The organism is Pseudomonas sp. SJZ074 (assembly GCF_007828215.1).
In the GTDB taxonomy this organism is placed as follows: Bacteria; Pseudomonadota; Gammaproteobacteria; order Pseudomonadales; family Pseudomonadaceae; genus Aquipseudomonas.
Map to the genome: position 1 here is coordinate 329,124 of NZ_VIUE01000003.1, position 22,321 is coordinate 351,444.

The 22,321-nt window shown below is 62.1% G+C and carries 19 protein-coding genes; 11 read left to right on the forward strand and 8 right to left on the reverse strand.

Annotation, left to right across the window (positions count from 1 at the left end):
- Positions 1-14: 14 nt before the first annotated feature.
- Genes pilO through FBX99_RS05970 form a run of 3 tightly spaced genes read right to left on the reverse strand, consistent with a single transcriptional unit; the run spans position 15 to position 2,265 of the window.
- Positions 15-638, reverse strand: a complete 624-nt coding sequence (gene pilO / locus FBX99_RS05960; RefSeq protein WP_144927865.1) for a type 4a pilus biogenesis protein PilO — start codon at positions 636-638, stop codon at positions 15-17.
- Entirely contained in the window at positions 635-1,201 is a 567-nt protein-coding gene (locus FBX99_RS05965) for a PilN domain-containing protein (RefSeq protein WP_144927862.1), read from the reverse strand. The genes pilO and FBX99_RS05965 overlap by 4 nt, the downstream gene beginning before the upstream one ends.
- Positions 1,201-2,265 (reverse strand): pilus assembly protein PilM, encoded by a 1,065-nt coding sequence (locus FBX99_RS05970; RefSeq protein ID WP_144927859.1) that lies wholly within the window; start codon positions 2,263-2,265, stop codon positions 1,201-1,203. The genes FBX99_RS05965 and FBX99_RS05970 overlap by 1 nt, the downstream gene beginning before the upstream one ends.
- A 206-nt stretch (positions 2,266-2,471) precedes the next feature.
- Here FBX99_RS05970 and FBX99_RS05975 point away from each other — a divergent pair, with 206 nt between their 5' ends.
- Positions 2,472-4,916 carry a penicillin-binding protein 1A gene (locus tag FBX99_RS05975; RefSeq protein ID WP_371921419.1) on the forward strand — a complete coding sequence of 815 codons (2,445 nt, stop codon included), beginning with the start codon at positions 2,472-2,474 and terminating at the stop codon, positions 4,914-4,916.
- 149 nt (positions 4,917-5,065) lie between these two features.
- Here the strand turns inward: FBX99_RS05975 and FBX99_RS05980 are convergent, their stop codons facing one another.
- From FBX99_RS05980 to rpmE, 3 genes are all read right to left on the reverse strand, one after another.
- Complete coding sequence (locus tag FBX99_RS05980) at positions 5,066-6,334, reverse strand: malic enzyme-like NAD(P)-binding protein (protein WP_144927853.1); 1,269 nt, start codon at positions 6,332-6,334, stop codon at positions 5,066-5,068.
- A gap of 181 nt (positions 6,335-6,515) precedes the next feature.
- Positions 6,516-7,301, reverse strand: a complete 786-nt coding sequence (locus tag FBX99_RS05985) for a thermonuclease family protein (RefSeq protein WP_144927849.1) — start codon at positions 7,299-7,301, stop codon at positions 6,516-6,518.
- A 41-nt stretch (positions 7,302-7,342) separates the two neighbouring features.
- A complete protein-coding gene (gene rpmE / locus FBX99_RS05990; protein ID WP_007936818.1) occupies positions 7,343-7,561 on the reverse strand; it encodes a 50S ribosomal protein L31 in 219 nt (72 codons plus the stop codon).
- A gap of 289 nt (positions 7,562-7,850) precedes the next feature.
- On the opposite strand from rpmE, the gene FBX99_RS05995 reads away from it, so the two are divergent.
- The 10 genes from FBX99_RS05995 to FBX99_RS06045 all read left to right on the forward strand — a co-directional run bounded on the left by FBX99_RS05995 (position 7,851) and on the right by FBX99_RS06045 (position 20,757).
- A complete protein-coding gene (locus tag FBX99_RS05995; protein ID WP_145130923.1) occupies positions 7,851-10,070 on the forward strand; it encodes a primosomal protein N' in 2,220 nt (739 codons plus the stop codon).
- Between the two features lie 264 nt (positions 10,071-10,334).
- The gene (gene argS, locus FBX99_RS06005) at positions 10,335-12,071 is read left to right on the forward strand and encodes an arginine--tRNA ligase (RefSeq protein WP_145130927.1); all 1,737 of its coding nucleotides are present in this window, start codon (positions 10,335-10,337) and stop codon (positions 12,069-12,071) included.
- A gap of 1 nt (position 12,072) precedes the next feature.
- Positions 12,073-12,768, forward strand: coding sequence for an SPOR domain-containing protein (locus FBX99_RS06010; protein ID WP_144928945.1), 696 nt, complete (start codon positions 12,073-12,075; stop codon positions 12,766-12,768).
- A 230-nt stretch (positions 12,769-12,998) separates the two neighbouring features.
- Positions 12,999-13,529, forward strand: coding sequence for an ATP-dependent protease subunit HslV (hslV, locus tag FBX99_RS06015; RefSeq protein WP_144928943.1), 531 nt, complete (start codon positions 12,999-13,001; stop codon positions 13,527-13,529).
- Positions 13,530-13,573: 44 nt separating this feature from the next.
- A complete protein-coding gene (gene hslU / locus FBX99_RS06020; protein ID WP_144928941.1) occupies positions 13,574-14,911 on the forward strand; it encodes an ATP-dependent protease ATPase subunit HslU in 1,338 nt (445 codons plus the stop codon).
- Between the two features lie 80 nt (positions 14,912-14,991).
- Positions 14,992-15,369, forward strand: coding sequence for a gamma-butyrobetaine hydroxylase-like domain-containing protein (locus tag FBX99_RS06025; protein ID WP_144928939.1), 378 nt, complete (start codon positions 14,992-14,994; stop codon positions 15,367-15,369).
- 274 nt (positions 15,370-15,643) lie between these two features.
- Positions 15,644-17,323 (forward strand): class II poly(R)-hydroxyalkanoic acid synthase, encoded by a 1,680-nt coding sequence (gene phaC / locus FBX99_RS06030; RefSeq protein WP_144928937.1) that lies wholly within the window; start codon positions 15,644-15,646, stop codon positions 17,321-17,323.
- Positions 17,324-17,426: 103 nt separating this feature from the next.
- On the forward strand, positions 17,427-18,284 hold the full coding sequence (gene phaZ, locus FBX99_RS06035; RefSeq protein ID WP_047699728.1) for a poly(3-hydroxyalkanoate) depolymerase: 858 nt from the start codon (positions 17,427-17,429) through the stop codon (positions 18,282-18,284).
- A gap of 109 nt (positions 18,285-18,393) precedes the next feature.
- Complete coding sequence (phaC, locus tag FBX99_RS06040) at positions 18,394-20,076, forward strand: class II poly(R)-hydroxyalkanoic acid synthase (protein WP_145130929.1); 1,683 nt, start codon at positions 18,394-18,396, stop codon at positions 20,074-20,076.
- Positions 20,077-20,136: 60 nt separating this feature from the next.
- Positions 20,137-20,757: a TetR/AcrR family transcriptional regulator gene (locus FBX99_RS06045; protein WP_144928933.1), complete on the forward strand. Its 621-nt coding sequence runs from the start codon at positions 20,137-20,139 to the stop codon at positions 20,755-20,757.
- Between the two features lie 166 nt (positions 20,758-20,923).
- Here FBX99_RS06045 and FBX99_RS06050 read toward each other — a convergent pair whose 3' ends face one another.
- Complete coding sequence (locus FBX99_RS06050) at positions 20,924-21,844, reverse strand: phasin family protein (RefSeq protein ID WP_144928931.1); 921 nt, start codon at positions 21,842-21,844, stop codon at positions 20,924-20,926.
- Between the two features lie 10 nt (positions 21,845-21,854).
- Positions 21,855-22,277: a phasin family protein gene (locus FBX99_RS06055; protein WP_144928929.1), complete on the reverse strand. Its 423-nt coding sequence runs from the start codon at positions 22,275-22,277 to the stop codon at positions 21,855-21,857.
- Positions 22,278-22,321 lie beyond the last annotated feature (44 nt).

The following is a 22,321-nucleotide window of genomic DNA, read 5'->3' on the forward strand; positions in this document are numbered from 1 at the left end:
GCAGTGGAGCGGCTTCATGGCTGCGTCCCCTGCTCGTTGTACCGGTAGGTTTTGGCCTGGATGCTCATGCGCAGCTTCGATCCCCCTTCGGGATCCGCGGGGGCGATATCAAAATCGTGCAACGTGACAATGCGGGGCAGCCCGGCAACCCCGCTGACGAATGTCGCCAGGTCATGGTAGCCACCGGTCACGGTGATCTGGATCGGCAGTTCGATGTAAAACGGCTGGGTCACTTCGGGCAGCAGTTTGATTTCCTCGAACTCCAGTCCGCTGCCCAGGCCGGTGCGAGTGATGTCTTCCAACAGGCCAGGTACCTCGGTGTCGCTGGGCAATTGCCGCAACAGCACACCAAAGGAGGTTTCCATCTGCTTCATCTGCTCGATGTAGCGCTCCAGGTTCGCGGCCATGTGGGCCTTGCCCGCGAATTGCGCCTTGAGGGTATTTTCTTCCTCGCGCACCTGCTGCAACTGATCCTCCAGATCGCTCACGGCGAAGTTATAGCCCAACCCCAGGACCAGGACGACCAGCAGGACGCCGGCCAGCCATTTGACCGGCATCGGCCAGGAGCCGACGTTATTGGTGTCCAGGTCGCTGAAGTCGACCTTGCGCAGCGCGTCGAACCACTCCCCCGGTTTCATTGGGCGTCCTCCGCGTCGGCCGGCTGGGTCTGGCGGACCGTCAGCTGGAACACGTTGGCCTGGTCGAGCTGCCCAGCCGTCGTGGCCTTGACTTCGGTCAGGCTGGGCGCGTCGAACAGATCCGACGCGTCCAGGTTGCGCATCAGGTCCGAGACCCGATGGTTGGACTCCGCCGCGCCCTTGATGGAGAGCGTCCGGTCTTCCATTTTCACCTCGGTGAAATACACCCCGTCCGGCAACGTCCGCACCAATTGATCGAAGATACGCCCGCTGACCGGGCGGTTGCCCTGCAGGTCCTGGATGATGCGCATGCGCTCCAACAATTGTTGGCGCCGGGCCTTCAGCTCGCTGATCTGCTTGATTCGCTCGTCCAGTACCGCTATCTGCTCGGAAATATGTCCGTTACGCGCCAGTTGGTGGTTGATGGCGCCGTGCAGGTATTGCACCCCGATCAAGGTCACCCCTACCGCACCGACCAGCGCCCCCACCAACGCCAGCAGGAAGCGCTTGCGGCGCTCTTCGCGCAACTCTTCGCGCCAGGGAAGAAGGTTGATCCGTGCCATCAGTCGAAACTCCTGAGGGCCAGCCCGCAGGCGATCATCAGCGCCGGCGCATCACTGGCCAGGGCACCGGCATTGACCTTGCTGCCCAGGGCCATGTTGGAAAACGGGTTGGCCACCTGGGTCGGCGTGCCCAGGCGCTGTTCGATCAGCCGGTCCAGCCCGGCCACAGACGCCGTGCCCCCCGCCAACAGGATGTGGTCCACTGCACAGTACTGGCCCGAAGCGAAGAAAAACTGCAGGGACCGCGAAACCTGCTGCACCAACGCCTCGCGAAAGGGCTGCAACACCTCGCTGAGGTAATCGTCCGGCAGGCCGCCCTGCTTCTTTGCCAGGCCGGCCTGTTCGAGGGTCAGGCCGTAGCGCCGCTGGATTTCCTCGGTGAGCTGGCGACCGCCGAACAATTGCTCGCGGGTATAGATGATGCGTCCGTTGTGCAGCACGCTCAGGGTGGTCATGGTGGCGCCGATATCGATCACCGCGACGGTCAGCCGCTCCTGGGAGGCGGCCAGTTGCGTGGCGAGCAGGCCGAAGGCGCGCTCCAACGCATAGGCTTCCACGTCGACCACCCGGGCCGTCAGCCCCGCCAATGCCAGCGCCGCCTCGCGCACCTCGACGTTTTCCTTGCGACAGGCCGCCAACAGCACCTCGACCCGCTCGCTGTTGCGCGGCGACACACCCAGGACCTCGAAATCGATGGCCACTTCATCCAGCGGATAAGGAATGTACTGGTCCGCCTCGATCTTGAGCTGGTTCTCCATCTCGTCGTCGGACAGCCCGGCGTCCATCTCGATGGTCTTGGTGATCACCGCCGAGCCCGCTACGGCTACCGCGACGCTGCGCAAAGGCGTCCTGGCCTTGACCAGGACCCGGGACAGCGCCTGCCCGACCCCCTCGAGCTCGGCGATGTTCTTCTCGATCACGGCATTGGCCGGCAACGGTTCGACCGCGTAGGACTCGACACGGTAACGGTCGCCCTGGCGGCTCAACTCGAGCAGCTTCACCGATGTGGAGCTGATGTCGATGCCCAAAAGCGTATGGGCTTTTTTATTGAAGAGTCGTAGCACTACCAATTCCCTATGACTATCCGTGAGTTACGGACTCTCTAATACGCATTGCGTTCAATCACCCCAGCCCGACGGACGTCCGGATGGCGTTTCCGACGGAAAAAAATGCTTATAATGCGCAGCGCTTTTTCGCTTTGCTGCAAGCACGGGTCCTTCCCTGCACCTGACGCCTTTTTCATTCTTTGCCTGGATATCCAAAAGCCTTGATTCGTCTGCTGAAATTTTTCGGATGGTCCGTCATCGCCGTTTTCTGCGGACTGCTCCTGGGTCTGAGCGGTGCGTTTCTTTACCTTAGTCCGGGTTTGCCATCCGTGGAGGCGCTGAGAAGTATTCAGTTGCAGATTCCTTTGCGGGTGTACAGCAGCGACAACAAGCTGATCGCCGAATTTGGCGAGATGCGCCGCACACCGATCCGTTTCGCCGACATCCCGCCCAACTTTATCAATGCGTTACTCAGTGCCGAAGACGACAATTTCGCCAACCACTATGGCGTCGATCCAGGCAGCCTGATGCGTGCCGCCAGCCAGTTGGTCAAGAGCGGGCACATCCAGTCCGGCGGCAGCACCATCACCATGCAGGTGGCCAAGAACTTCTTCCTGACCAGCGAGCGCAGCTTCTCGCGCAAGACCACCGAGATCCTCCTGGCCCTGCAGATCGAACGGCAGCTGACCAAGGATGAAATCCTCGAGCTGTACGTGAACAAGATCTACCTGGGCAACCGCGCCTATGGCATCGAGGCGGCGGCCCAGGTGTACTACGGCAAGTCGATCCGTGATGTGAGCCTGGCGCAAATGGCGATGATCGCCGGCCTGCCGAAGGCGCCATCGCGCTTCAACCCGCTGGCCAACCCGGCGCGCAGCAAGGAGCGGCGCGACTGGATCCTGGGGCGCATGTACAAGCTCGGCAAGATCAGCGAAGCCGACTACACCGCTGCGATCAATGAGCCGTTGAACGCCAGCTATCACGTGCCGACACCGGAAGTGAACGCCCCGTACATCGCCGAAATGGCTCGGGCCGAGATGGTCGGACGCTACGGCAGCGACGCCTATACGGAAGGGTTCCGCGTCACCACCACAGTGCCGAGCAACCTGCAGGAAATGGCCAATACCGCGTTGCACGAAGGCCTGATGACTTACGATCAGCGCCACGGCTACCGCGGCCCCGAGTCGCGCCTGCCGGGCAAGACCAAGGAGGCCTGGGCCCTTGAACTGACCAAGCAGCGCACCATCAGCAGCCTGGAACCGGCGATTGTCACCCAGGTGGACAAGGACGGCATCAAGGTCCTGACGCGCAATGGTGAGCTTGAGGAACACGTGAAATGGGACACCATGAAATGGGCCCGTCCGTTCCTCAACACCAACAGCATGGGGGCCGCCCCCCGGCAGCCGTCGGACGTGGCCCAGGTCGGCGACCTGATCCGGGTGCAGCGCCAGCCGGACAACACTCTCAAGTTCAGCCAGATCCCGGCCGCCCAGGGCGCACTGGTATCCCTCGACCCGCAGGACGGTGCGATCCGTTCCCTGGTGGGCGGCTTCGCCTTCGAACAGAGCAACTACAATCGTGCATTGCAGGCCAAGCGCCAGCCGGGCTCGAGTTTCAAGCCGTTCGTCTACAGCGCCGCCCTGGATAATGGCTATACCGCGGCCAGCCTGGTGAACGACGCGCCGATCGTGTTTGTCGACGAGTACCTGGACAAGGTCTGGCGACCGAAGAACGACACCAACACCTTCCTCGGTCCGATCCGTTTGCGCGAGGCGCTGTACAAATCGCGCAACCTGGTGTCGATCCGCCTGTTGCAGGCGCTGGGGGTGGATCGCACCATCGACTACATCGCCCGGTTCGGCTTCAACAAGCAGGACCTGCCCCGCAACCTGTCCCTGGCCCTGGGCACCGCGACCCTGACCCCGATGGAAATCGCCACAGGCTGGAGCACGTTCGCCAATGGCGGGTACAAGATCACCCCGTACATCATCGACAAGATCGAGAGCCGCAACGGCGAGACACTGTTCGTGGCCAACCCGCCGCGGGTGCCTACCGGCGAGCAAGCCAGCGACGGCATCGCCGCACCGTCCGCCGAGACGTTCACGGTGAATCCGACGCCGGGCGAAGCCACCACCGCCACTCCAGCGACCCAGGCACCTGCTGTCGCCGAACGCATCGTTGACGGGCGCACCACCTACATTCTCAACAGCATGCTGGAAGACGTGATCAAGCTCGGCACCGGCCGTCGCGCACTGGCCCTGGGCCGTACCGACCTGGCAGGCAAGACCGGTACCACCAACGAATCCAAGGACGCCTGGTTCTCCGGCTACAACGGCGACTACGTGACCACCGTCTGGACCGGTTTCGACCAGCCCGAGAGCCTGGGTCGCCGTGAGTTCGGCGGTACCGTGGCACTGCCGATCTGGATGAGCTACATGGGTGCCGCCCTCAAGGACAAACCGCCGCACACCCAGCCGGAACCGGAAGGCATCCTCAGCCTGCGGGTCGACCCGGTCAGCGGTCGCGCGGCCACTCCAGGCACCCCCGGCGCCTACTTCGAACTGTTCAAGAGCGAAGACACCCCGCCGTCAGTCAATGAACTGGGCAACGGCGTTGCGCCGGGCAGCCCGCTGCCGGCGGATGAAGCGGCGCCGATCGATTTGTTCTAGGAAAGCAGCGGCGAGCTTCAAGCCGCAAGCTTCAAGTAAAGCCAAAGCAAGCGCGGTATGCCTCGCTTCTAACTTGCAGCTTGAAGCTTGCCGCTCGAAGCCCATAAAAAAACCTGGCCGAGGCCAGGTTTTTTTATGGGCGACTGCTTTTAACCGTTGAACACGTCATCCACGCTCTTGAGCGGGTAGTTCTTCGGATACGGCAGGGTTGCCACGCCAGTCTCGATCGCAGCCTTGGCCACGGCGTCGGAGATCAGGGTGATCAGGCGGGCGTCCATTGGCTTCGGAATGATGTACTCACGACCGAATTCCAGCTTGATGCCACCGTAGGCGTCGCACACTTCCTGAGGCACCGGCAGCTTGGCCAGTTCGCGCAGGGCGTTGGCGGCCGCGACTTTCATCTCTTCGTTGATGCGCTTGGCGCGAACGTCCAGGGCACCGCGGAAGATGAATGGGAAACCCAGCACGTTGTTGACCTGGTTCGGGTAGTCCGAACGGCCGGTGGCCATGATCACGTCGCTGCGGGTGGCGTGAGCCAGTTCCGGGGCGATTTCCGGATCCGGGTTCGAGCAAGCGAACACAATCGGGTTCGGCGCCATGCGCAGCAGGTTCTCCGGGCTCAGCAGGTTCGGGCCCGACAGACCGACGAACACGTCGGCGCCGTCCAGTGCGTCCGCCAGGGTGCGCTTGTCGGTCGCGTGGGCGAAGACAGCCTTGTACTGGTTCAGGTCGCTACGACCGGAATGGATCACGCCGGTACGGTCGATCATGAAGATGTTTTCGATCTTCGCGCCCATGCTCACCAGCAATTTCATGCAGGAAATGGCCGCAGCACCAGCGCCCAGGCAGACGATCTTGGCTTCCGGCAAGGTTTTGCCAGCGATTTCCAGGGCGTTGATCATGCCGGCCGCAGTCACGATTGCGGTACCGTGCTGGTCATCGTGGAACACCGGAATGTCGCACTGCTCGATCAGGGCGCGTTCGATTTCAAAGCACTCAGGTGCCTTGATGTCTTCCAGGTTGATGCCACCGAAGGTGATGGAGATGCGCTTGACGGTGTCGATGAAGGCTTGCGGGCTTTCGGAGTCGACTTCGATGTCGAACACGTCGATACCGGCGAAACGCTTGAACAGCACACCCTTGCCTTCCATGACCGGCTTGGAGGCCAATGGCCCCAGGTCACCCAGGCCGAGAATCGCGGTGCCATCGGAAATGACTGCAACCAGGTTGCCCTTGCCCGTGTATCGGTAGGCCAGTTCAGGGTCGCGAGCGATTTCGCGGACTGGTTCGGCTACGCCGGGGCTGTAGGCCAGCGACAGATCGCGGGCAGTAGCGGTGGCCTTGGTGAGCTCGACACTCAGCTTTCCTGGACGAGGATTAGCGTGATATTCGAGAGCGGCAGTTTTCAGATCAGACATGTGGGCATTCCGCTTTTTACTGTGTTGGACAGACGGACCGCCGAGGATACGCGCCTCGCAAAGTCCCTACAAGACTGACCGGTCACCGCTGTCAAGCGCCCTGCCCTACGACTTTGGGCCAAGGGCCACGAAACACAAGGGCTCAATGCATACAATCAACAGAAAAAATGTCGACAATTTATTATCCGGGCAAGGGACTCAGCATCATTGGATCGGTCAATGGCAGTAACCATCGGCCTTGCCCCTGCCCGGTGCTCCCACGTCGCGAACGGTCGATCACCCAGCCCCGTGCCTCGATCTGTCTGCCGACAAGGCGCTCAAGGGAAGCCACATCGAAGCGATCCAGCAGATTGGGCGCAACGCGCAATACAACCGAATCGTCCAATTGCAGCCAAACACCGCCACGATTGCGCCTGACCGCGTTGACACGGCCGCTCAGCACGGCGAAACCGGACGCTTTGACCTGCCCGGCCTTGAGCACGGGTGAACGCCCCCACAGCCCCAGACGCGCCTTGCGCGCCTGGCGTTCGGCTGATCGCTGGCAATCCGCCAGGTCGACATTCGGTGCCACCGCCACCTGGAAACCCAGGCCCTCAGCGAGCATCTGCGCCTCGAGGTTGCGGCCATCGACACCGTAGGCATGGGCCAGTGTCCGACCATAGCGATCCTTGCTTTCCTTGCCGGGAACCAGCCCTACACGCCTGTCACTGGCAGCCACCAAGGCCTCCAGGCGACGGCGGGCCACAACGGCAAAAGGCTCGTCGGAACGCCCCTGCCGACCCAGCTCAGGTGTATTGAGCCCGATCAAGCGCACGCTGCGACCATCTGCCAGGCGCAGGGTATCGCCATCCACCACCCGCCGGACCGTCACCTCGGTCGCGCCCGTCGGTGCCGGGCAAAAAGCCTGGGCGCCGGTCAGCCAAATCGCGGACACAAAAAAGGCGCCCGCAAGGGACGCCTTCTTCATCACTTCGCAGCCGTCGAAACGACCCGTCAAAATGATCAGTCTCAGGCCTTCTTGGCGCCGAAAGCACCGAAACGGTCGGCGAACTTCTGAACGCGACCACCGGTATCCAGAGTCTTTTGCTTACCGGTGTAGAACGGGTGGCATTCGTTGCAAACGTCGATCGCCAGGGCTTTGCCGTAGGTCGAACGGGTTTCGAACTTGTTGCCGCAGCTGCAGGTTACAGCAACGGCTGGGTATTCCGGATGGATATCGGCTTTCATGGTGTTTTCCTCAGGCTAGCGTGCCGCCATCCAACACTATTGTTGAATACCGCACGTAATTAGGGCGCGAATTCTACCAGACATCGACGATGACGCAAGCTATGCCTTGTACCAACCGTCTGCTAGGCTCCCGGCCTCATGCACGATGCCAATGTGGGAGCGGGCTTGCTCGCGAAGGCGGTGAATCAGTTTGCAGTAATGCCGACTGTGCCACCGCTTTCGCGAGCAAGCCCGCTCCCACAGGGATTGCGCCCAGCCTTTTGAACATGCCTGTCATTGAGATCCCCGCGTGCCCGACGCCATCCTGCGCCTCGCCCTGCCTTCGCCCCTGCGCCGCCTGTTCGACTACCGCGCCCCGGCCGGAGTCCCGCGTGCCCGGCTGCAACCGGGCATGCGCTTGCGGGTGCCCTTCGGTCGGCGGGAGATGATCGGCATCCTGGTGGAAGTCACCGACCACAGCGAGGTCCCGGCCGACAAGCTCAAACCGGCCCTGGCGTTGCTCGATGCCACGCCACCGCTGCCGGCCTCGTTGTTCAAGCTATGCCTGTGGACCGCCCAGTATTACCAGCACAGCCTCGGCGATACCCTGAGCTGGGCATTGCCGGTGTTGCTGCGCCAGGGCGAACCGGCCGAAGCACGCCAGGAGCGGTTCTGGTCGGTGGCGCCGGGGGCTTCGCTGGATGACCCGCGCATCGCCCGCGCCCCGCGCCAGCGCGAAGCCCTGACGACACTTGCCCAGCATCCCCATGGCGTGGCGCATCAGTTGCTGAGCAAGCTGATGCTCAGCAAGGACAGCCTCGACCTGCTGTTGGCCAAGGGCCTGGTCCAGGTGGAAGTCCGCCGGCATGCCCCGGGCGCTCGTCACGAACATTGGCCGGCCCAGCCGGAACTGCCGCTCAACGCCGAACAACGAGCGGCTTGCGAAGCGATCCGCGCAGGCTTCGACAGTTATCACGCCTTCCTGCTGGCAGGCGTCACCGGCAGCGGCAAGACCGAAGTCTATCTCCAGCTCATCCGCCAGACCCTGGAAGCAGGCAAGCAGGCCCTGGTGCTGATTCCGGAAATCAACCTCGGCCCACAGACCCTCGCGCGTTTCGAACAACGTTTCAACGCCCGCATCGCCCTGGTGCATTCGGCGGTCAATGACCGCGAACGCCTGGAAGCCTGGCTGGCCGCCCGAGACGGCGAAGCCGATATCATCATCGGCACCCGCTCAGCCCTGTTTACGCCGATGAAGAACCCCGGCCTGATCATCATCGACGAAGAACACGACGGCTCGTATAAACAGCAAGAAGGCTTGCGCTACCACGCCCGCGACCTGGCCCTGGTACGGGCCCGCCAAGAGGACATTCCCATTGTCCTCGGCTCGGCGACGCCCTCCCTGGAGAGCCTGCACAACGCCTACACCGGCCGCTACGGGCTCCTGCGCCTGAACGAACGGGCCGGCGGCGCCAAACAGCCGCGGTTCCTGCGCCTGGACGTGAAGAGCCGCCCACTGGACAGCGGCATTTCCGGGCCGATGCAACAAGCCATCGGCCAGACGTTGGCTGCCGGCCAGCAGGTTCTGGTGTTTCTCAACCGCCGAGGCTTCGCCCCGACCCTGCTGTGCCATGACTGCGGCTGGATGTCCGGCTGCGAACGCTGCGACGCGCGGATGACCGTGCATCAACGCTACGGCGAGCTGCGCTGCCATCACTGCGGCCACACCGAGCGGGTGCCGAGGCACTGCCCGCAGTGCGGCAAAGTAGACCTGCGCCCGGTGGGCGCCGGCACCGAACGCGCCGAAGAACGGCTGGGCATTCTCTTTCCCGATTACCCGGTACTGCGGGTGGATCGCGACAGCACCTCGCGCAAGGACGCGATGAACCAGCTGTTCGCCACGATCCAGAAGGGCCAGCCCTGCATCCTGGTGGGCACGCAGATGCTCGCCAAGGGACACCACTTTCCCCGGGTCACGCTGGTGTCGATCCTGGATGCCGACGGCGGGCTGTTCTCCGGCGACTTCCGCGCCAGCGAACGCATGGCTCAGTTGATCGTCCAGGTCGCCGGTCGGGCCGGACGGGCCGAGGAACCGGGCAAGGTGATTATCCAGACCCACCTGGCGGACCATCCGCTGCTGATACAACTGACCGAGCAAGGCTACTTCGCCTTCGCCGAGCAGGCCTTGAGCGAACGCCGCAGCGCCGGTTTGCCGCCGTTTGCCCATCTGGCACTGTTGCGGGCCGAGGCCCACAAGCCGGGGCAGGCCGAAGGCTTTCTTGACGATGCCTGCAGCGAGGCCGAACGTTTGCTGGCCGAGCAGAACCTGAGCGGAATCGAGCTACTGGGCCCGGTACCGGCTCCGATGGAACGGCGAGCGGGGCGTTATCGGGCGCAACTCTTGTTACAAGCCAATGCCCGGGCGCCGCTGCATCGCCTGCTGAGCGCCTGGCTGCTGGTACTGGAACAGATGCCCAGCGGACGAGCGGTACGTTGGTCGCTGGATGTGGACCCGGTGGATTTGTATTGATCAGATCGCAAGCTTTGCCCCCTGTGGGAGCGGGCTTGCTCGCGAAAGCGGCGGCACAGCCAACATCACCACAACTGACCCACCGCCTTCCCGGGCAAGCCCGCTCCCACAGGTGGATCGCATACATCCAGGCCAGCAAGAATGGTCACCGCACGCCCCAACCGACCCGCTACAGTTGGCAAGCCCGTCTTCCCCACGGATAATGCCCAGTTTTTCCACCAGCGCATCGAAGCGCCGCCGCGCCTGCGGTTGAAAGAGAAGACCATGAAAGACACCATTCGCCAGCTCATCCAGCAAGCCATCACCCAACTCGTCGCTGAAGGTGTGTTGCCAGAAGGCCTGTCGCCGGCGATTCAGGTCGAAAATACCCGCGACAAGACCCACGGCGACTTCGCCAGCAACATCGCGATGATGCTGGCCAAGCCGGCCGGCATGAAACCACGGGACCTGGCCGAGAAGATCATCGCCGCGCTACCGGCTGACGAAAACGTCACCAAGGCAGACATCGCCGGCCCCGGGTTCATCAACTTTTTCCAGAACACCCAGGCCCTGGCCTCGCGCCTGGACGCTGCCCTGGCCGATGCACGCCTCGGCGTACGCAAGGCCGGCCCGTTGCAGCGCACCGTGGTCGACCTGTCCGCGCCGAACCTCGCCAAGGAAATGCACGTCGGCCACCTGCGCTCGACCATCATTGGCGATGGCGTGGCCCGGGTCCTGGAATTCCTCGGCGACACCGTGATCCGACAGAACCACGTCGGCGACTGGGGCACCCAGTTCGGCATGCTGATGGCCTATCTGCAGGAAAACCCGATTACCAGCGACGAACTGTCGGACCTGGAGAATTTCTACCGCGCCGCCAAGCAACGCTTCGATGAATCGCCGGAGTTCGCCGACCGCGCCCGCGGCCTGGTGGTCAAGCTGCAGGCCGGCGATGCCGAATGCATGGCCCTGTGGACCAGGTTCAAGGACATCTCCCTGTCCCACTGCCAGAAAATCTACGAGTTGCTGAACGTCAAGCTGACCATGGCCGACGTGATGGGCGAAAGTGCCTACAACGACGACCTGATCAACGTGGTCAACGACCTTCGGGCCAAGGGCATGCTGGTAGAGAGCAATGGCGCCCAGTGCGTGTTCCTCGACCAGTTCAAGACCGCCGACGGCGAACCGCTGCCGGTGATCATCGTCAAGGCCGACGGCGGCTACCTCTACGCCACCACCGACCTGGCGGCCGTGCGCTATCGCAACGGCGTGCTGAAGGCGGATCGGGTCCTGTACTTCGTCGACCAGCGCCAGGCCCTGCACTTCCAGCAAGTGTTCGAAGTGGCCCGCCTGGCCGGCTTCGTGCCGCGCCCGATGGAAATGGAGCACATGGGCTTCGGCACCATGAACGGCGCCGATGGCCGTCCGTTCAAGACCCGCGACGGCGGCACCGTGAAGCTGATTGACCTGCTGACCGAGGCCCAGGAACGTGCTTACACCTTGGTCAAGGGCAAGAACCCGGACCTGGCCGAGGAAGAGCTGCGCCAGATCGCCAAGGTCGTGGGCATCGACGCGGTGAAATACGCCGACCTGTCCAAGCACCGCACCAGTGACTACAGCTTCAACTTCGACCTGATGCTCAATTTCGAAGGCAATACCGCGCCGTACCTGCTGTATGCGTACACCCGCGTGGCCGGTGTGTTCCGCAAGCTTGGCAAAAGCTTCGAGGAAGTGGAGGGCCGGATTGTCCTGCAGGCCGCTCACGAACAGGAACTGGCCGCGCGGCTGGCGCAGTTCGGCGAAGTGCTGAACAACGTCGCCGACAAGGGCACACCCCACACCCTGTGCGCCTATCTGTATGACGTGGCCGGGCTGTTCTCCAGCTTCTACGAGAACTGCCCGATCCTCAGCGCCGACACCCCGGAGCAAATGCAGAGCCGCCTGCGCCTCGCCGCGCTGACCGGACGCACACTCAAGCAAGGCCTGGAACTGCTGGGCCTGGAAACGCTGGAGCGCATGTAAGTTGGCCGCCAAGAAAAAACCTGCACCCAAACGCGGCGCCAGTCGTTACCAGCCCCCGGCCAAGAAACCGATTCCGGGCTGGTTGTGGATGGCGATCGGCCTGAGCGTCGGCGCCTTCATCGTGTTTCTGATGAAACTGGAGCCGGGCCAGGGCGATGACGTCAAGCGTGTCAAGCAAGAGCAGCAGAAAGCCACACGCATCGCCGAGGCCAACAAGACCCCGCCGAGCCCGGCGCAACCGGTGAAGCCGAAATACGACTTCTATACCCTGCTGCCGGAATCGGAAGTCATCGTGCCGCCCGATGCGGTACCGGAAAAGACCCTGCCGACGCCACAAGTGCCCGCCACGCCGGTCACCCCGGCCGAAGCCGCGAAGATCGACACTGCCCGCGCCCAGGCCGCCCTGGCTGGGATCACGCCGCCACCGGCGCCACCGGTGCAGAAAGCTGCACCGGTGACGAAGTTCTTCCTGCAGGCCGGCTCGTTCCGCAAGGAAGCCGACGCCGATAAGGTCCGGGCGCAGATCATCCTGCAGGGCCAATCCGTGTCGGTGGAGTCCGGAACCGTGAAGGACGAAACCTGGTACAGAGTCATGGTCGGTCCGTTCAGCAACCGCGAGGAACTGACCAAGGCGCAGAAACAACTGGCCAGCAGCGGCTTCAGCAACCTGTTGTTACAACAACGCCAGAGCCGCTAGTGGCTTACTGATCGTTCCCACGCTCCGCGTGGGAACGCCTCAGGGGACGCTCCGCGTCCAGTGACGCGGAGCGTCACGGGCTGCATGCCCACGCGGAGCGTGGGAACGATCAGTACAAACGGCCAGATGCCGCTCGTCCCCTACCCCACCCCACAGTTGAAAAACCCCACGCCACCCCCATATGAGTTTTCATCCGGGCATTTTCGCCCCGCTGCGTGGAGACTCTTCCCTTGACCACCATCGTTTCAGTCCGCCGTCACGGCAAAGTCGTCATGGGCGGTGACGGCCAGGTTTCACTGGGCAATACCGTGATGAAAGGCAATGCGAAGAAAGTCCGCCGCCTATATCACGGCCAGGTCATCGCCGGCTTCGCCGGGGCCACTGCCGACGCGTTTACCCTGTTCGAACGTTTCGAAGGTCAGCTGGAAAAACACCAGGGCCATCTGATCCGTGCCGCCGTGGAACTGGCCAAGGAATGGCGCACCGACCGCTCCCTCAGCCGCCTCGAAGCCATGCTCGCGGTCGCCAACAAGGACGCCTCGCTGATCATCACTGGCAACGGTGATGTGGTCGAGCCCGAAGATGGCCTGATCGCCATGGGGTCCGGGGGCGCCTACGCCCAAGCCGCCGCCAGTGCCCTGCTGAAAAAGACCGAGCTGTCGGCCCGCGAAATCGTCGAGACCGCCCTGGGCATCGCCGCCGATATCTGCGTCTTCACCAACCACACCCAAACCATTGAGGAGCAGGATCTCGCGGAATGAAGCCCGTACCCCGGCTCATTCTTGCTTGAGGACCGCCAATTACTATGTCCATGACTCCCCGCGAAATCGTCCACGAACTCAACCGCCACATTATCGGCCAGGACGATGCCAAGCGCGCCGTCGCCATCGCCCTGCGTAACCGCTGGCGGCGGATGCAGCTGCCCGAAGAGCTGCGCGTCGAAGTGACCCCCAAGAACATCCTGATGATCGGCCCGACCGGTGTCGGTAAAACCGAGATCGCCCGTCGCCTGGCGAAACTCGCCAACGCACCGTTCATCAAGGTCGAGGCCACCAAGTTCACCGAAGTCGGCTATGTCGGCCGTGACGTCGAGTCGATCATCCGCGACCTGGCCGACGCGGCCATCAAGCTGCTGCGCGAACAGGAAATCACCAAGGTCCGCCACCGCGCCGAAGACGCGGCCGAAGAACGCATCCTCGATGCCCTGTTGCCACCGGCGCGCATGGGCTTCAATGCCGATTCCGCCGCGACCCAGGACTCCAACACCCGCCAGCTGTTCCGCAAACGCCTGCGCGAAGGCCAGTTGGACGACAAGGAAATCGAGATCGAGGTGGCCGAAATGGCCGGTGTCGATATTTCCGCGCCGCCAGGCATGGAAGAGATGACCAACCAGCTGCAGAACCTGTTCGCCAACATGGGCAAGGGCAAGAAGAAAAGCCGCAAGCTCAAGGTCAAGGAAGCGCTGAAACTGGTGCGTGATGAAGAAGCCAGCCGTCTGGTCAACGAGGAAGAATTGAAGGCCAAGGCCCTGGAAGCCGTCGAACAGCACGGCATCGTGTTCATCGACGAAATCGACAAGGTTGCCAAGCGCGGTAATGTCGGCGGTGCCGACGTCTCCCGTGAGGGCGTGCAACGGGACCTGCTGCCACTGATCGAAGGTTGCACGGTCAACACCAAGCTGGGCATGGTCAAAACCGACCACATCCTGTTCATCGCCTCCGGTGCGTTCCACCTGAGCAAGCCCAGTGATCTGGTGCCGGAACTGCAAGGTCGCCTGCCGATCCGTGTGGAGCTCAAGGCACTGTCGCCGGAAGACTTCGAACGCATCCTGAGCGAGCCCCATGCCTCCCTGACCGAACAATACTGCGCGCTGCTCAAGACCGAAGGCCTGAACATCGAGTTCACGCCCGAAGGCATCAAGCGCCTGGCGCAGATCGCCTGGCAGGTCAATGAGAAGACCGAGAACATCGGTGCTCGCCGCCTGCACACGCTGCTTGAGCGCCTGCTCGAAGAAGTGTCGTTCAGCGCCGGCGACCTGGCGAGCAAACACGACGAAGCGCCGATCCTCATCGACGCCGAGTACGTCAACAGCCACCTGGGTGAATTGGCGCAGAACGAAGATCTGTCGCGGTATATCCTCTGAAGCTGTGAGCCTCGAGCTGCAAGCTGCAAGTCGGTTAGCTCCCGCTTGTAGCTTGTAGCTTGTAGCTTTAAGCTGCTTTCATGACCAAACTCCCCAGCGCCATCAACCTGCACAAAGCCTCGAAGACCCTGACGCTGAAATACGCGCCGGACGAGGAGTACCACCTGCCCGCTGAATTCCTGCGGGTGCATTCGCCTTCCGCCGAGGTCCAGGGCCACGGCAAGCCCATCCTGCAGTACGGCAAGCTCAACGTCGGTTTGTCCAAGATCGAACCCGCCGGCCAGTACGCACTGAAACTGACCTTCGACGACGGTCATGACAGTGGCCTGTTCACCTGGGAGTACCTGTACCAGTTGGCCGTGCGCCAGGACGAACTGTGGAACGATTATCTTGCCGAGCTCAAGGCCGCCGGAAAAACCCGCGACCCCAGTGAGTCCGTCGTCAAGCTGATGCTCTAGCTCAAGGGTTGGCGCGTTAGGGCGAACTTTCTAGATTCATCTGCTTGAATGTCCGCCCGGCAAGGTCAATGACTGGCCTGCTTGCGAAAAAAATTAAACTCGGGTAACCAATGGAGCTGGCAAGTTCCCTGCAAAGGAACCTGCGAGTTCCCTTGCACATGTTTCCTCATTGGCCACGATGCGGAATTAACGGTCACCCGAGCAGCGTACCTGGTATTGGCTGTGTGGCGTCATGGCACGGCCCCGGTACTCGTCTGACAATGGAGCGTCGTAGATGAGCAACAAGAACAACGATGACCTGAAGTACCAGGCCTCGGAAAATACCCTGGGGTTGAATCCTGTCGTCGGCTTGCGCAGAAAAGACCTGCTGGCCTCTGCTCGCATGGTGCTGACCCAGACCCTCAAGCAACCGCTGCACAGTGCCAGGCATGTGGCCCATTTCGGTGCCGAACTCAAGAACGTCCTGTTTGGCAAGTCCGCGCTGCAACCCGCCGCCGATGACCGCCGCTTCAACGATCCGGCGTGGAGCCAGAACCCGCTCTACAAGCGCTACATGCAGACCTACCTGGCCTGGCGCAAGGAACTGCACGCCTGGATCGATGACAGCAATCTGCCTCCCCAGGACATCAGCCGTGGGCATTTCGTGATCAACCTGATGACCGAGGCCATGTCACCGACCAACTCGGCGGCCAACCCGGCGGCGGTCAAACGCTTCTTCGAAACCGGCGGCAAAAGCCTGCTGGACGGCCTGTCCCACCTGGCCAAGGACCTGGTACACAACGGCGGAATGCCGAGCCAGGTGGATATGGGCGCGTTCGAAGTCGGCAAGAGCCTGGGCGTGACCGAAGGCGCCGTGGTGTTTCGCAACGATGTGCTGGAGCTGATCCAGTACCGCCCCATCACCGAGCAGGTCCATGAACGGCCGCTGCTGGTGGTCCCGCCGCAGATCAACAAGTTCTACGTATTCGACCTGAGCCCGGACAAGAGCCTGGCGCGCTTCTGCCTGCGCAGCAATGTGCAGACCTTCATCATCAGCTGGCGCAATCCCACCAAGGAGCAACGCGAATGGGGCCTGTCGACCTACATCGAGGCGCTCAAGGAAGCGGTGGACGTGGTCACGGCCATCACCGGCAGCAAGGACGTGAACATGCTGGGGGCCTGCTCGGGTGGCATCACCTGCACCGCGCTGCTGGGCCATTACGCCGCGCTCGGCGAGAAGAAAGTCAATGCCCTGACCCTGTTGGTAAGCGTGCTCGACACTACCCTGGACACCGATGTTGCGCTGTTCGTCGACGAGCAGACCCTCGAAGCCGCCAAGCGTCATTCCTACCAGGCGGGTGTGCTCGAAGGCCGCGACATGGCGAAGGTCTTCGCCTGGATGCGCCCCAACGACCTGATCTGGAACTATTGGGTCAACAACTACCTGCTGGGCAACGAGCCACCGGTATTCGACATCCTCTTCTGGAACAACGACACCACGAGGCTTCCGGCGGCGTTCCACGGCGATCTCATCGAAATGTTCAAGACCAACCCGTTGACGCGGCCCAATGCACTGGAAGTGTGCGGCACACCGATCGATCTCAAGCAGGTCACCGCCGACATCTTTGCCCTCGCGGGCACCAACGATCACATCACGCCGTGGAAGTCCTGCTACAAGTCGGCGCAACTGTTCGGCGGCAAAGTGGATTTCGTGCTATCGAGCAGCGGTCATATCCAGAGCATCCTCAACCCGCCGGGCAACCCCAAGTCGCGCTACATGACCAGTGAAGACATGCCCGCCAAGGCCGAGGACTGGCAGGAAAACTCAACCAAGCACACCGACTCCTGGTGGCTGCACTGGCAAGCCTGGCAGGCCGAGCGCTCGGGCAAACTGAAAAAGGCGCCTACCGTGCTGGGCAACAAGACCTACGTGGCAGGTGAAGCGGCGCCCGGTACTTACGTGCATGAACGATAGCTGCAAGTTGCAAGCCCCAAGCTGCAAGCGGCCTGATCTGCCGCCTGTAGCTTGCAGCTTGCAGCTCATAACTTGTCGCTCCCTCTCTCTTAGGGCTTGAAGCATGCCGCAACCGTACATCTTCCGTACCGTCGATCTGGATGGCCAGACCTTGCGCACCGCGGTACGCCCAGGCAAGCCTCACTTGACGCCCTTGCTGATTTTCAACGGCATCGGCGCCAACCTGGAGCTGGTGTTCCCGTTCATCGAGGCCCTGGACCCGGACCTGGAAGTCATCGCCTTCGACGTGCCCGGCGTCGGCGGTTCATCGACACCCAGCCGTCCCTATCGCTTTCCCGGCCTGGCAAAGCTTGCCGCGCGCATGCTCGATTACCTCGACTACGGGCAGGTCAGCGTGGTCGGTGTGTCTTGGGGCGGTGCCCTGGCCCAGCAGTTCGCCCACGATTACCCGGAGCGCTGCAAGAAGCTGATATTGGCGGCCACGGCCGCCGGAGCGGTGATGGTGCCGGGCAAGCCGAAAGTCCTGTGGATGATGGCCAGCCCCCGGCGCTACGTGCAGCCCTCCCATGTGCTGCGCATCGCGCCGCTGATCTATGGCGGCTCGTTCCGCCGCGACCCGAGCCTGGCGACGAGCCATGCGGCCCGGGTCCGCTCGGCGGGCAAGCTCGGGTATTACTGGCAACTGTTTGCCGGCCTGGGCTGGACCAGTATCCACTGGCTGCACAAGATCCATCAGCCGACCCTGATCCTGGCCGGCGACGACGATCCGCTGATTCCATTGATCAACATGCGCATGCTGGCCTGGCGCATTCCCAACTCCCAGTTGCACATCATTGATGACGGCCACCTCTTCCTGATCACCAGGGCCGAGGCCGTGGCGCCCATCATCATGAAATTCCTGGAAGAGGAACGTCAGCGTGCGGTCATGCATCCGCGCCCTACGCCGCAGGGTAGCGGCTGACAGCTTCATCGCGCCTGGCAGGAAGCCGGAACGCGCAACTTCCGAAACAGCGACTATGTTGTCTGGTTCGGTGTGTTTGTTTTTAGCCTGATGATGAAGGAGTTGACTCATGCGCGACAAACCGGTGAAGGGTTCCACGCCCGCCCCTGCCAGCTTCATCAGTGTGCAAAGTGCGGTCACCGGCCTGCGCGGCAAGGACCTGTTGTCCACCTTGCGCGACGTTGCCGCCTACGGTTTGCGCAATCCGGTGAACAGTGCCCGCCACGCGTTGAAGTTTGGCGGCCAATTGGGCCGTGTGCTGCTGGGGGAAACCCTGCACCCGACCAATCCCAAGGATAAGCGCTTCGCCGATCCCACCTGGGAGCTCAACCCCTTCTACCGTCGCGGCCTGCAGGCCTACCTGGCCTGGCAGAAACAGGTCAGGAGCTGGATCGACGATTGCGACATGACCCCTGATGATCATGCACGCGCGCACTTCGCCTTCTCCTTGCTCAACGACGCCATGGCGCCCTCGAACACCTTGCTCAACCCGCTGGCGGTCAAGGAGTTCTTCAACTCCGGCGGCACCAGCCTGATCCGCGGCATCAGTCACCTGGTCGACGACCTGCTGCACAACGATGGAATGCCGCGGCAGATCACGCCCCATGCCTTCGAGGTCGGCAAGACCCTGGCAATCACGCCCGGTGCGGTGGTGTTCCGCAATGAACTGCTGGAGCTGATCCAATACCGCCCCATGAGCGAAAAACAATACGCCAAGCCGTTGCTGATCGTGCCGCCGCAGATCAACAAGTTCTACGTTTTCGACCTGACCCCTTCCAACAGCGTCGTCCAATACGCCCTGAAGAATGGCCTGCAGGTGTTCATCATCAGTTGGCGCAACCCGGACGTGCGCCACCGCGAATGGGGCCTGTCCAGCTACGTGGAGGCCACCGAAGAAGCCATGAACGTCTGCCGGGCGATCACCGGCGCCCGCGAGGTCAACCTGATGGGCGCCTGTGCCGGCGGCACGACCATCGCTGCCCTGCAGGGCCATCTGCAAGCCAAACGCCAACTGCGCCGGGTCGCCAGCGCTACGTACCTGGTGAGCCTGCTGGACTGCGAGATCGACAGCGCGGCCACCCTGTTCCTCGACGAGCAGGCCCTCGAAGCCGCCAAGCGCCGGTCCTACCAGAAAGGCATCCTCGATGGCCGTGACATGGCCCGGGTATTCGCCTGGATGCGGCCCAACGACCTGGTGTGGAACTACTTCATCAATAACTACCTGCTGGGCAAGGAGCCGCCAGCCTTTGACATCCTCTACTGGAACAACGACTCCACCCGACTGCCGGCGGCCTATCACGGCGAGCTGCTGGATCTCTTCAAGCACAACCCACTGACCCGCCCCGGGGCGCTGGAAGTGTGCGGCACGCCGATCGACCTGCAGAAGGTGACGGTGGACAGCTTCAGCGTGGCCGGTATAAACGACCACATCACCCCGTGGGACGCGGTGTATCGTTCGACGCTGCTATTAGGAGGTGAGCGACGCTTCGTGCTCTCCAACAGCGGCCATATCCAGAGCATCATCAACCCACCGGGCAACCCCAAGGCCAATTACGTCGAGAACCCGCAACTGAGCGGCGACCCACGGGCCTGGTACTACGACGGCAAGCATGTCGATGGCAGCTGGTGGCCTCAGTGGCTGGACTGGATTCAGGCGCGCTCCGGTACCCGACGTGAAACCCAGATGGCCCTGGGCAATGCCAAATACCCACCGCTGGAGGCCGCGCCCGGAACCTATGTACGCGTGCGCTGAAGCGCTCACTCCACGGTCGAGCCCTCGGCCGTGGCACGACTCCATCATTAAGACAACCGGATGAAAACCCGCGACCGCATCCTTGAATGCGCCCTGCATCTGTTCAATGAAAAGGGCGAACCGAACGTCTCTACCCTGGAGATTGCCAATGAAATGGGCATCAGCCCCGGCAATCTCTATTACCACTTCCATGGCAAGGAACCCCTTGTCCTTGGGCTGTTCGAGCGCTTCCAGGCAGAATTGTCACCGCTGCTGGATCCCCCCGCCGACGCACAACTGGCACCGGAAGATTACTGGCTGTTCCTGCACCTGATTGTCGAACGCCTGGCCCAGTACCGGTTCCTGTTCCAGGACCTGTCGAACCTGGCCGGGCGCCTACCGAAACTGGCCAAGGGTATCCGCCAGTTGCTCAATGCCCTGAAGCGGACCCTGGCGTCCCTGCTGGCGCAACTCAAATCCCAGGGATTCCTGGTCAGCGGTACCCAGGCCTTGGGGCAATTGGTGGAACAGATCACCCTGACGTTGCTGTTCTCGCTGGACTACCAGCGGATCCTTGATCGCGAAGGGGAGGGCCGGCTGGTGGTCTATCAGATCATGATGCTGGTGGCCCCGCATCTGCTGCCGGCGGCCAAGGTAGCGACCGAACGATTGGCGTTGCGGTATCTGGAAGACCACGAATAACAAACTGTGGGAGCGGGCTTGCTCGCGAAAGCGATATCTCAGCCGACATCATAGTGACTGGAACACCGCCTTCGCGAGCAAGCCCGCTCCCACAAGGGTCTTTTGCTACCCATCAAAAAACGCCCGACCTTTGCAGGCCGGGCGTTTTCTTGTGTGCCCTGAAAAATCAGGACTGACTGGTAAGCGTCGATGGAGCTGGCGCTGGAGTCGGGTTGACCACCGGGGTCGGCGCCGAGACGGAATTTGCCGTACTCGTCGGGGTAGCCGGATTTGCGACGGCTGCCGGTGCCTTGGGTGCAGCTGCTTTTGGCGCTGCCGCTTTCTTCACGGCAGGCTTCTTCGCGGCGGCAGGCTTGGCTGCCGCTTTTGTTGCCGGCTTGGCCGCTGCCTTGACTGCTGGCTTGGCCGCCGGCTTCGCTGCCGGTTTGGCCGCCGCGGTTTTTGCCGCAGGTTTCGCCGCAGCCTTGGCGGCAGGCTTGGCTGCCGCTTTGGCCGCTACCGGCTTGGCCGCCGCCTTGACTGCAGGCTTGGCCGCAGCGGTTTTTGCCACAGGCTTGGCCGCGGCTTTCACCGCAGGTTTGGCGACGGTTTTTGCCGCTGCCTTGACCAATGGCTTGGCTGCTGTTTTGGTGGCCGGCTTGGCCGCTGCAGTCTTGGCCGCCACCGGTGCGACCTTGGCGCCGGTGAGTTTTTCGATCTGCTTGGTCAGGGTGTCGACCTTGCTGTGCAGTGCCTTGACTTCATTGCGGCTTGGCACGCCCAGGCGGGAGATCGCGCTGTTCAGGCGCTTGTCGAAAGCTCCTTCCAGTTCGTCCCACTTGCCCAGTGCACGATCCTTCACGCCGCTCATTCGCGACTTGGCGGACTCGGCAGAGTCCTTGGCCGCATCGACTTGTTTGCCGACCGCCGTCTTGGTGAGTTTTTCGGCCTTCTCGCCGTCCTTAACCAGGGACTCGAAGAGTTTGCTGCCGTCAGTGTCGATCTTCGAGTACACGCCTAAACCAGCAAGCCAGATTTTGCGGGAATATTTTTCAATCTTCCCGGCCCACGAGCTGCTTTCTTTTTCAGTTGTTTTTTTGCCAGCCATCCCGTTCTCCTTAATGTTTACGCGTCACACGTTCGAGCAGTGCCGTCAGCTCATCGAGCTTGGCAGAGAGTGCCTCAACGTCATGTTTAGACGGAATGCCGATACGATTCAAGGCACTTGCAACACGGGCGTCGAATACCTTCTCGACTTTATCGAGTTGTATTTCGACCCGGGCCTTGAACGTATTGACGTCGGCCCTGGCTTCAATCAGTTCGCTGTTGGCCGCTTCAAGTTTTCCGGCAATGTTCTTTTTACCTTTGGTTTCAACGACTTCACCAGCCTTGACCAACTCCTGGAAGTACTCGCTGCCTTCCTGGCCGACCTTGGTGTAGGCGCCCAGGCCCGCCAGCCAGATCTTGCGCGCGTACGTTTTTACGCCGCCGAGCGTGGAAGATTCAACGTCGGTTTTTTTCTTCAGAATAACTTTGGCCATGGTGCACCTCACTTGAAAACAGGTTCGAGGAACTGCCCGCATGC

What these genes read in the sequence shown, in the direction of transcription:
- FBX99_RS06045 (WP_144928933.1), top strand. Translation starts at nt 20,137, where the DNA reads ATGAAAACCCGCGACCGCATCCTTGAATGCGCCCTGCATCTGTTCAAT.
- argS (WP_145130927.1), top strand. Translation starts at nt 10,335, where the DNA reads ATGAAAGACACCATTCGCCAGCTCATCCAGCAAGCCATCACCCAACTC.
- pilO (WP_144927865.1), bottom strand. Translation starts at nt 638, where the DNA reads ATGAAACCGGGGGAGTGGTTCGACGCGCTGCGCAAGGTCGACTTCAGC.
- phaZ (WP_047699728.1), top strand. Translation starts at nt 17,427, where the DNA reads ATGCCGCAACCGTACATCTTCCGTACCGTCGATCTGGATGGCCAGACC.
- FBX99_RS05985 (WP_144927849.1), bottom strand. Translation starts at nt 7,301, where the DNA reads ATGAAGAAGGCGTCCCTTGCGGGCGCCTTTTTTGTGTCCGCGATTTGG.
- FBX99_RS06025 (WP_144928939.1), top strand. Translation starts at nt 14,992, where the DNA reads ATGACCAAACTCCCCAGCGCCATCAACCTGCACAAAGCCTCGAAGACC.
- rpmE (WP_007936818.1), bottom strand. Translation starts at nt 7,561, where the DNA reads ATGAAAGCCGATATCCATCCGGAATACCCAGCCGTTGCTGTAACCTGC.
- FBX99_RS06050 (WP_144928931.1), bottom strand. Translation starts at nt 21,844, where the DNA reads ATGGCTGGCAAAAAAACAACTGAAAAAGAAAGCAGCTCGTGGGCCGGG.
- FBX99_RS06055 (WP_144928929.1), bottom strand. Translation starts at nt 22,277, where the DNA reads ATGGCCAAAGTTATTCTGAAGAAAAAAACCGACGTTGAATCTTCCACG.
- phaC (WP_145130929.1), top strand. Translation starts at nt 18,394, where the DNA reads ATGCGCGACAAACCGGTGAAGGGTTCCACGCCCGCCCCTGCCAGCTTC.
- phaC (WP_144928937.1), top strand. Translation starts at nt 15,644, where the DNA reads ATGAGCAACAAGAACAACGATGACCTGAAGTACCAGGCCTCGGAAAAT.
- FBX99_RS05965 (WP_144927862.1), bottom strand. Translation starts at nt 1,201, where the DNA reads ATGGCACGGATCAACCTTCTTCCCTGGCGCGAAGAGTTGCGCGAAGAG.
- hslU (WP_144928941.1), top strand. Translation starts at nt 13,574, where the DNA reads ATGTCCATGACTCCCCGCGAAATCGTCCACGAACTCAACCGCCACATT.
- FBX99_RS05980 (WP_144927853.1), bottom strand. Translation starts at nt 6,334, where the DNA reads ATGTCTGATCTGAAAACTGCCGCTCTCGAATATCACGCTAATCCTCGT.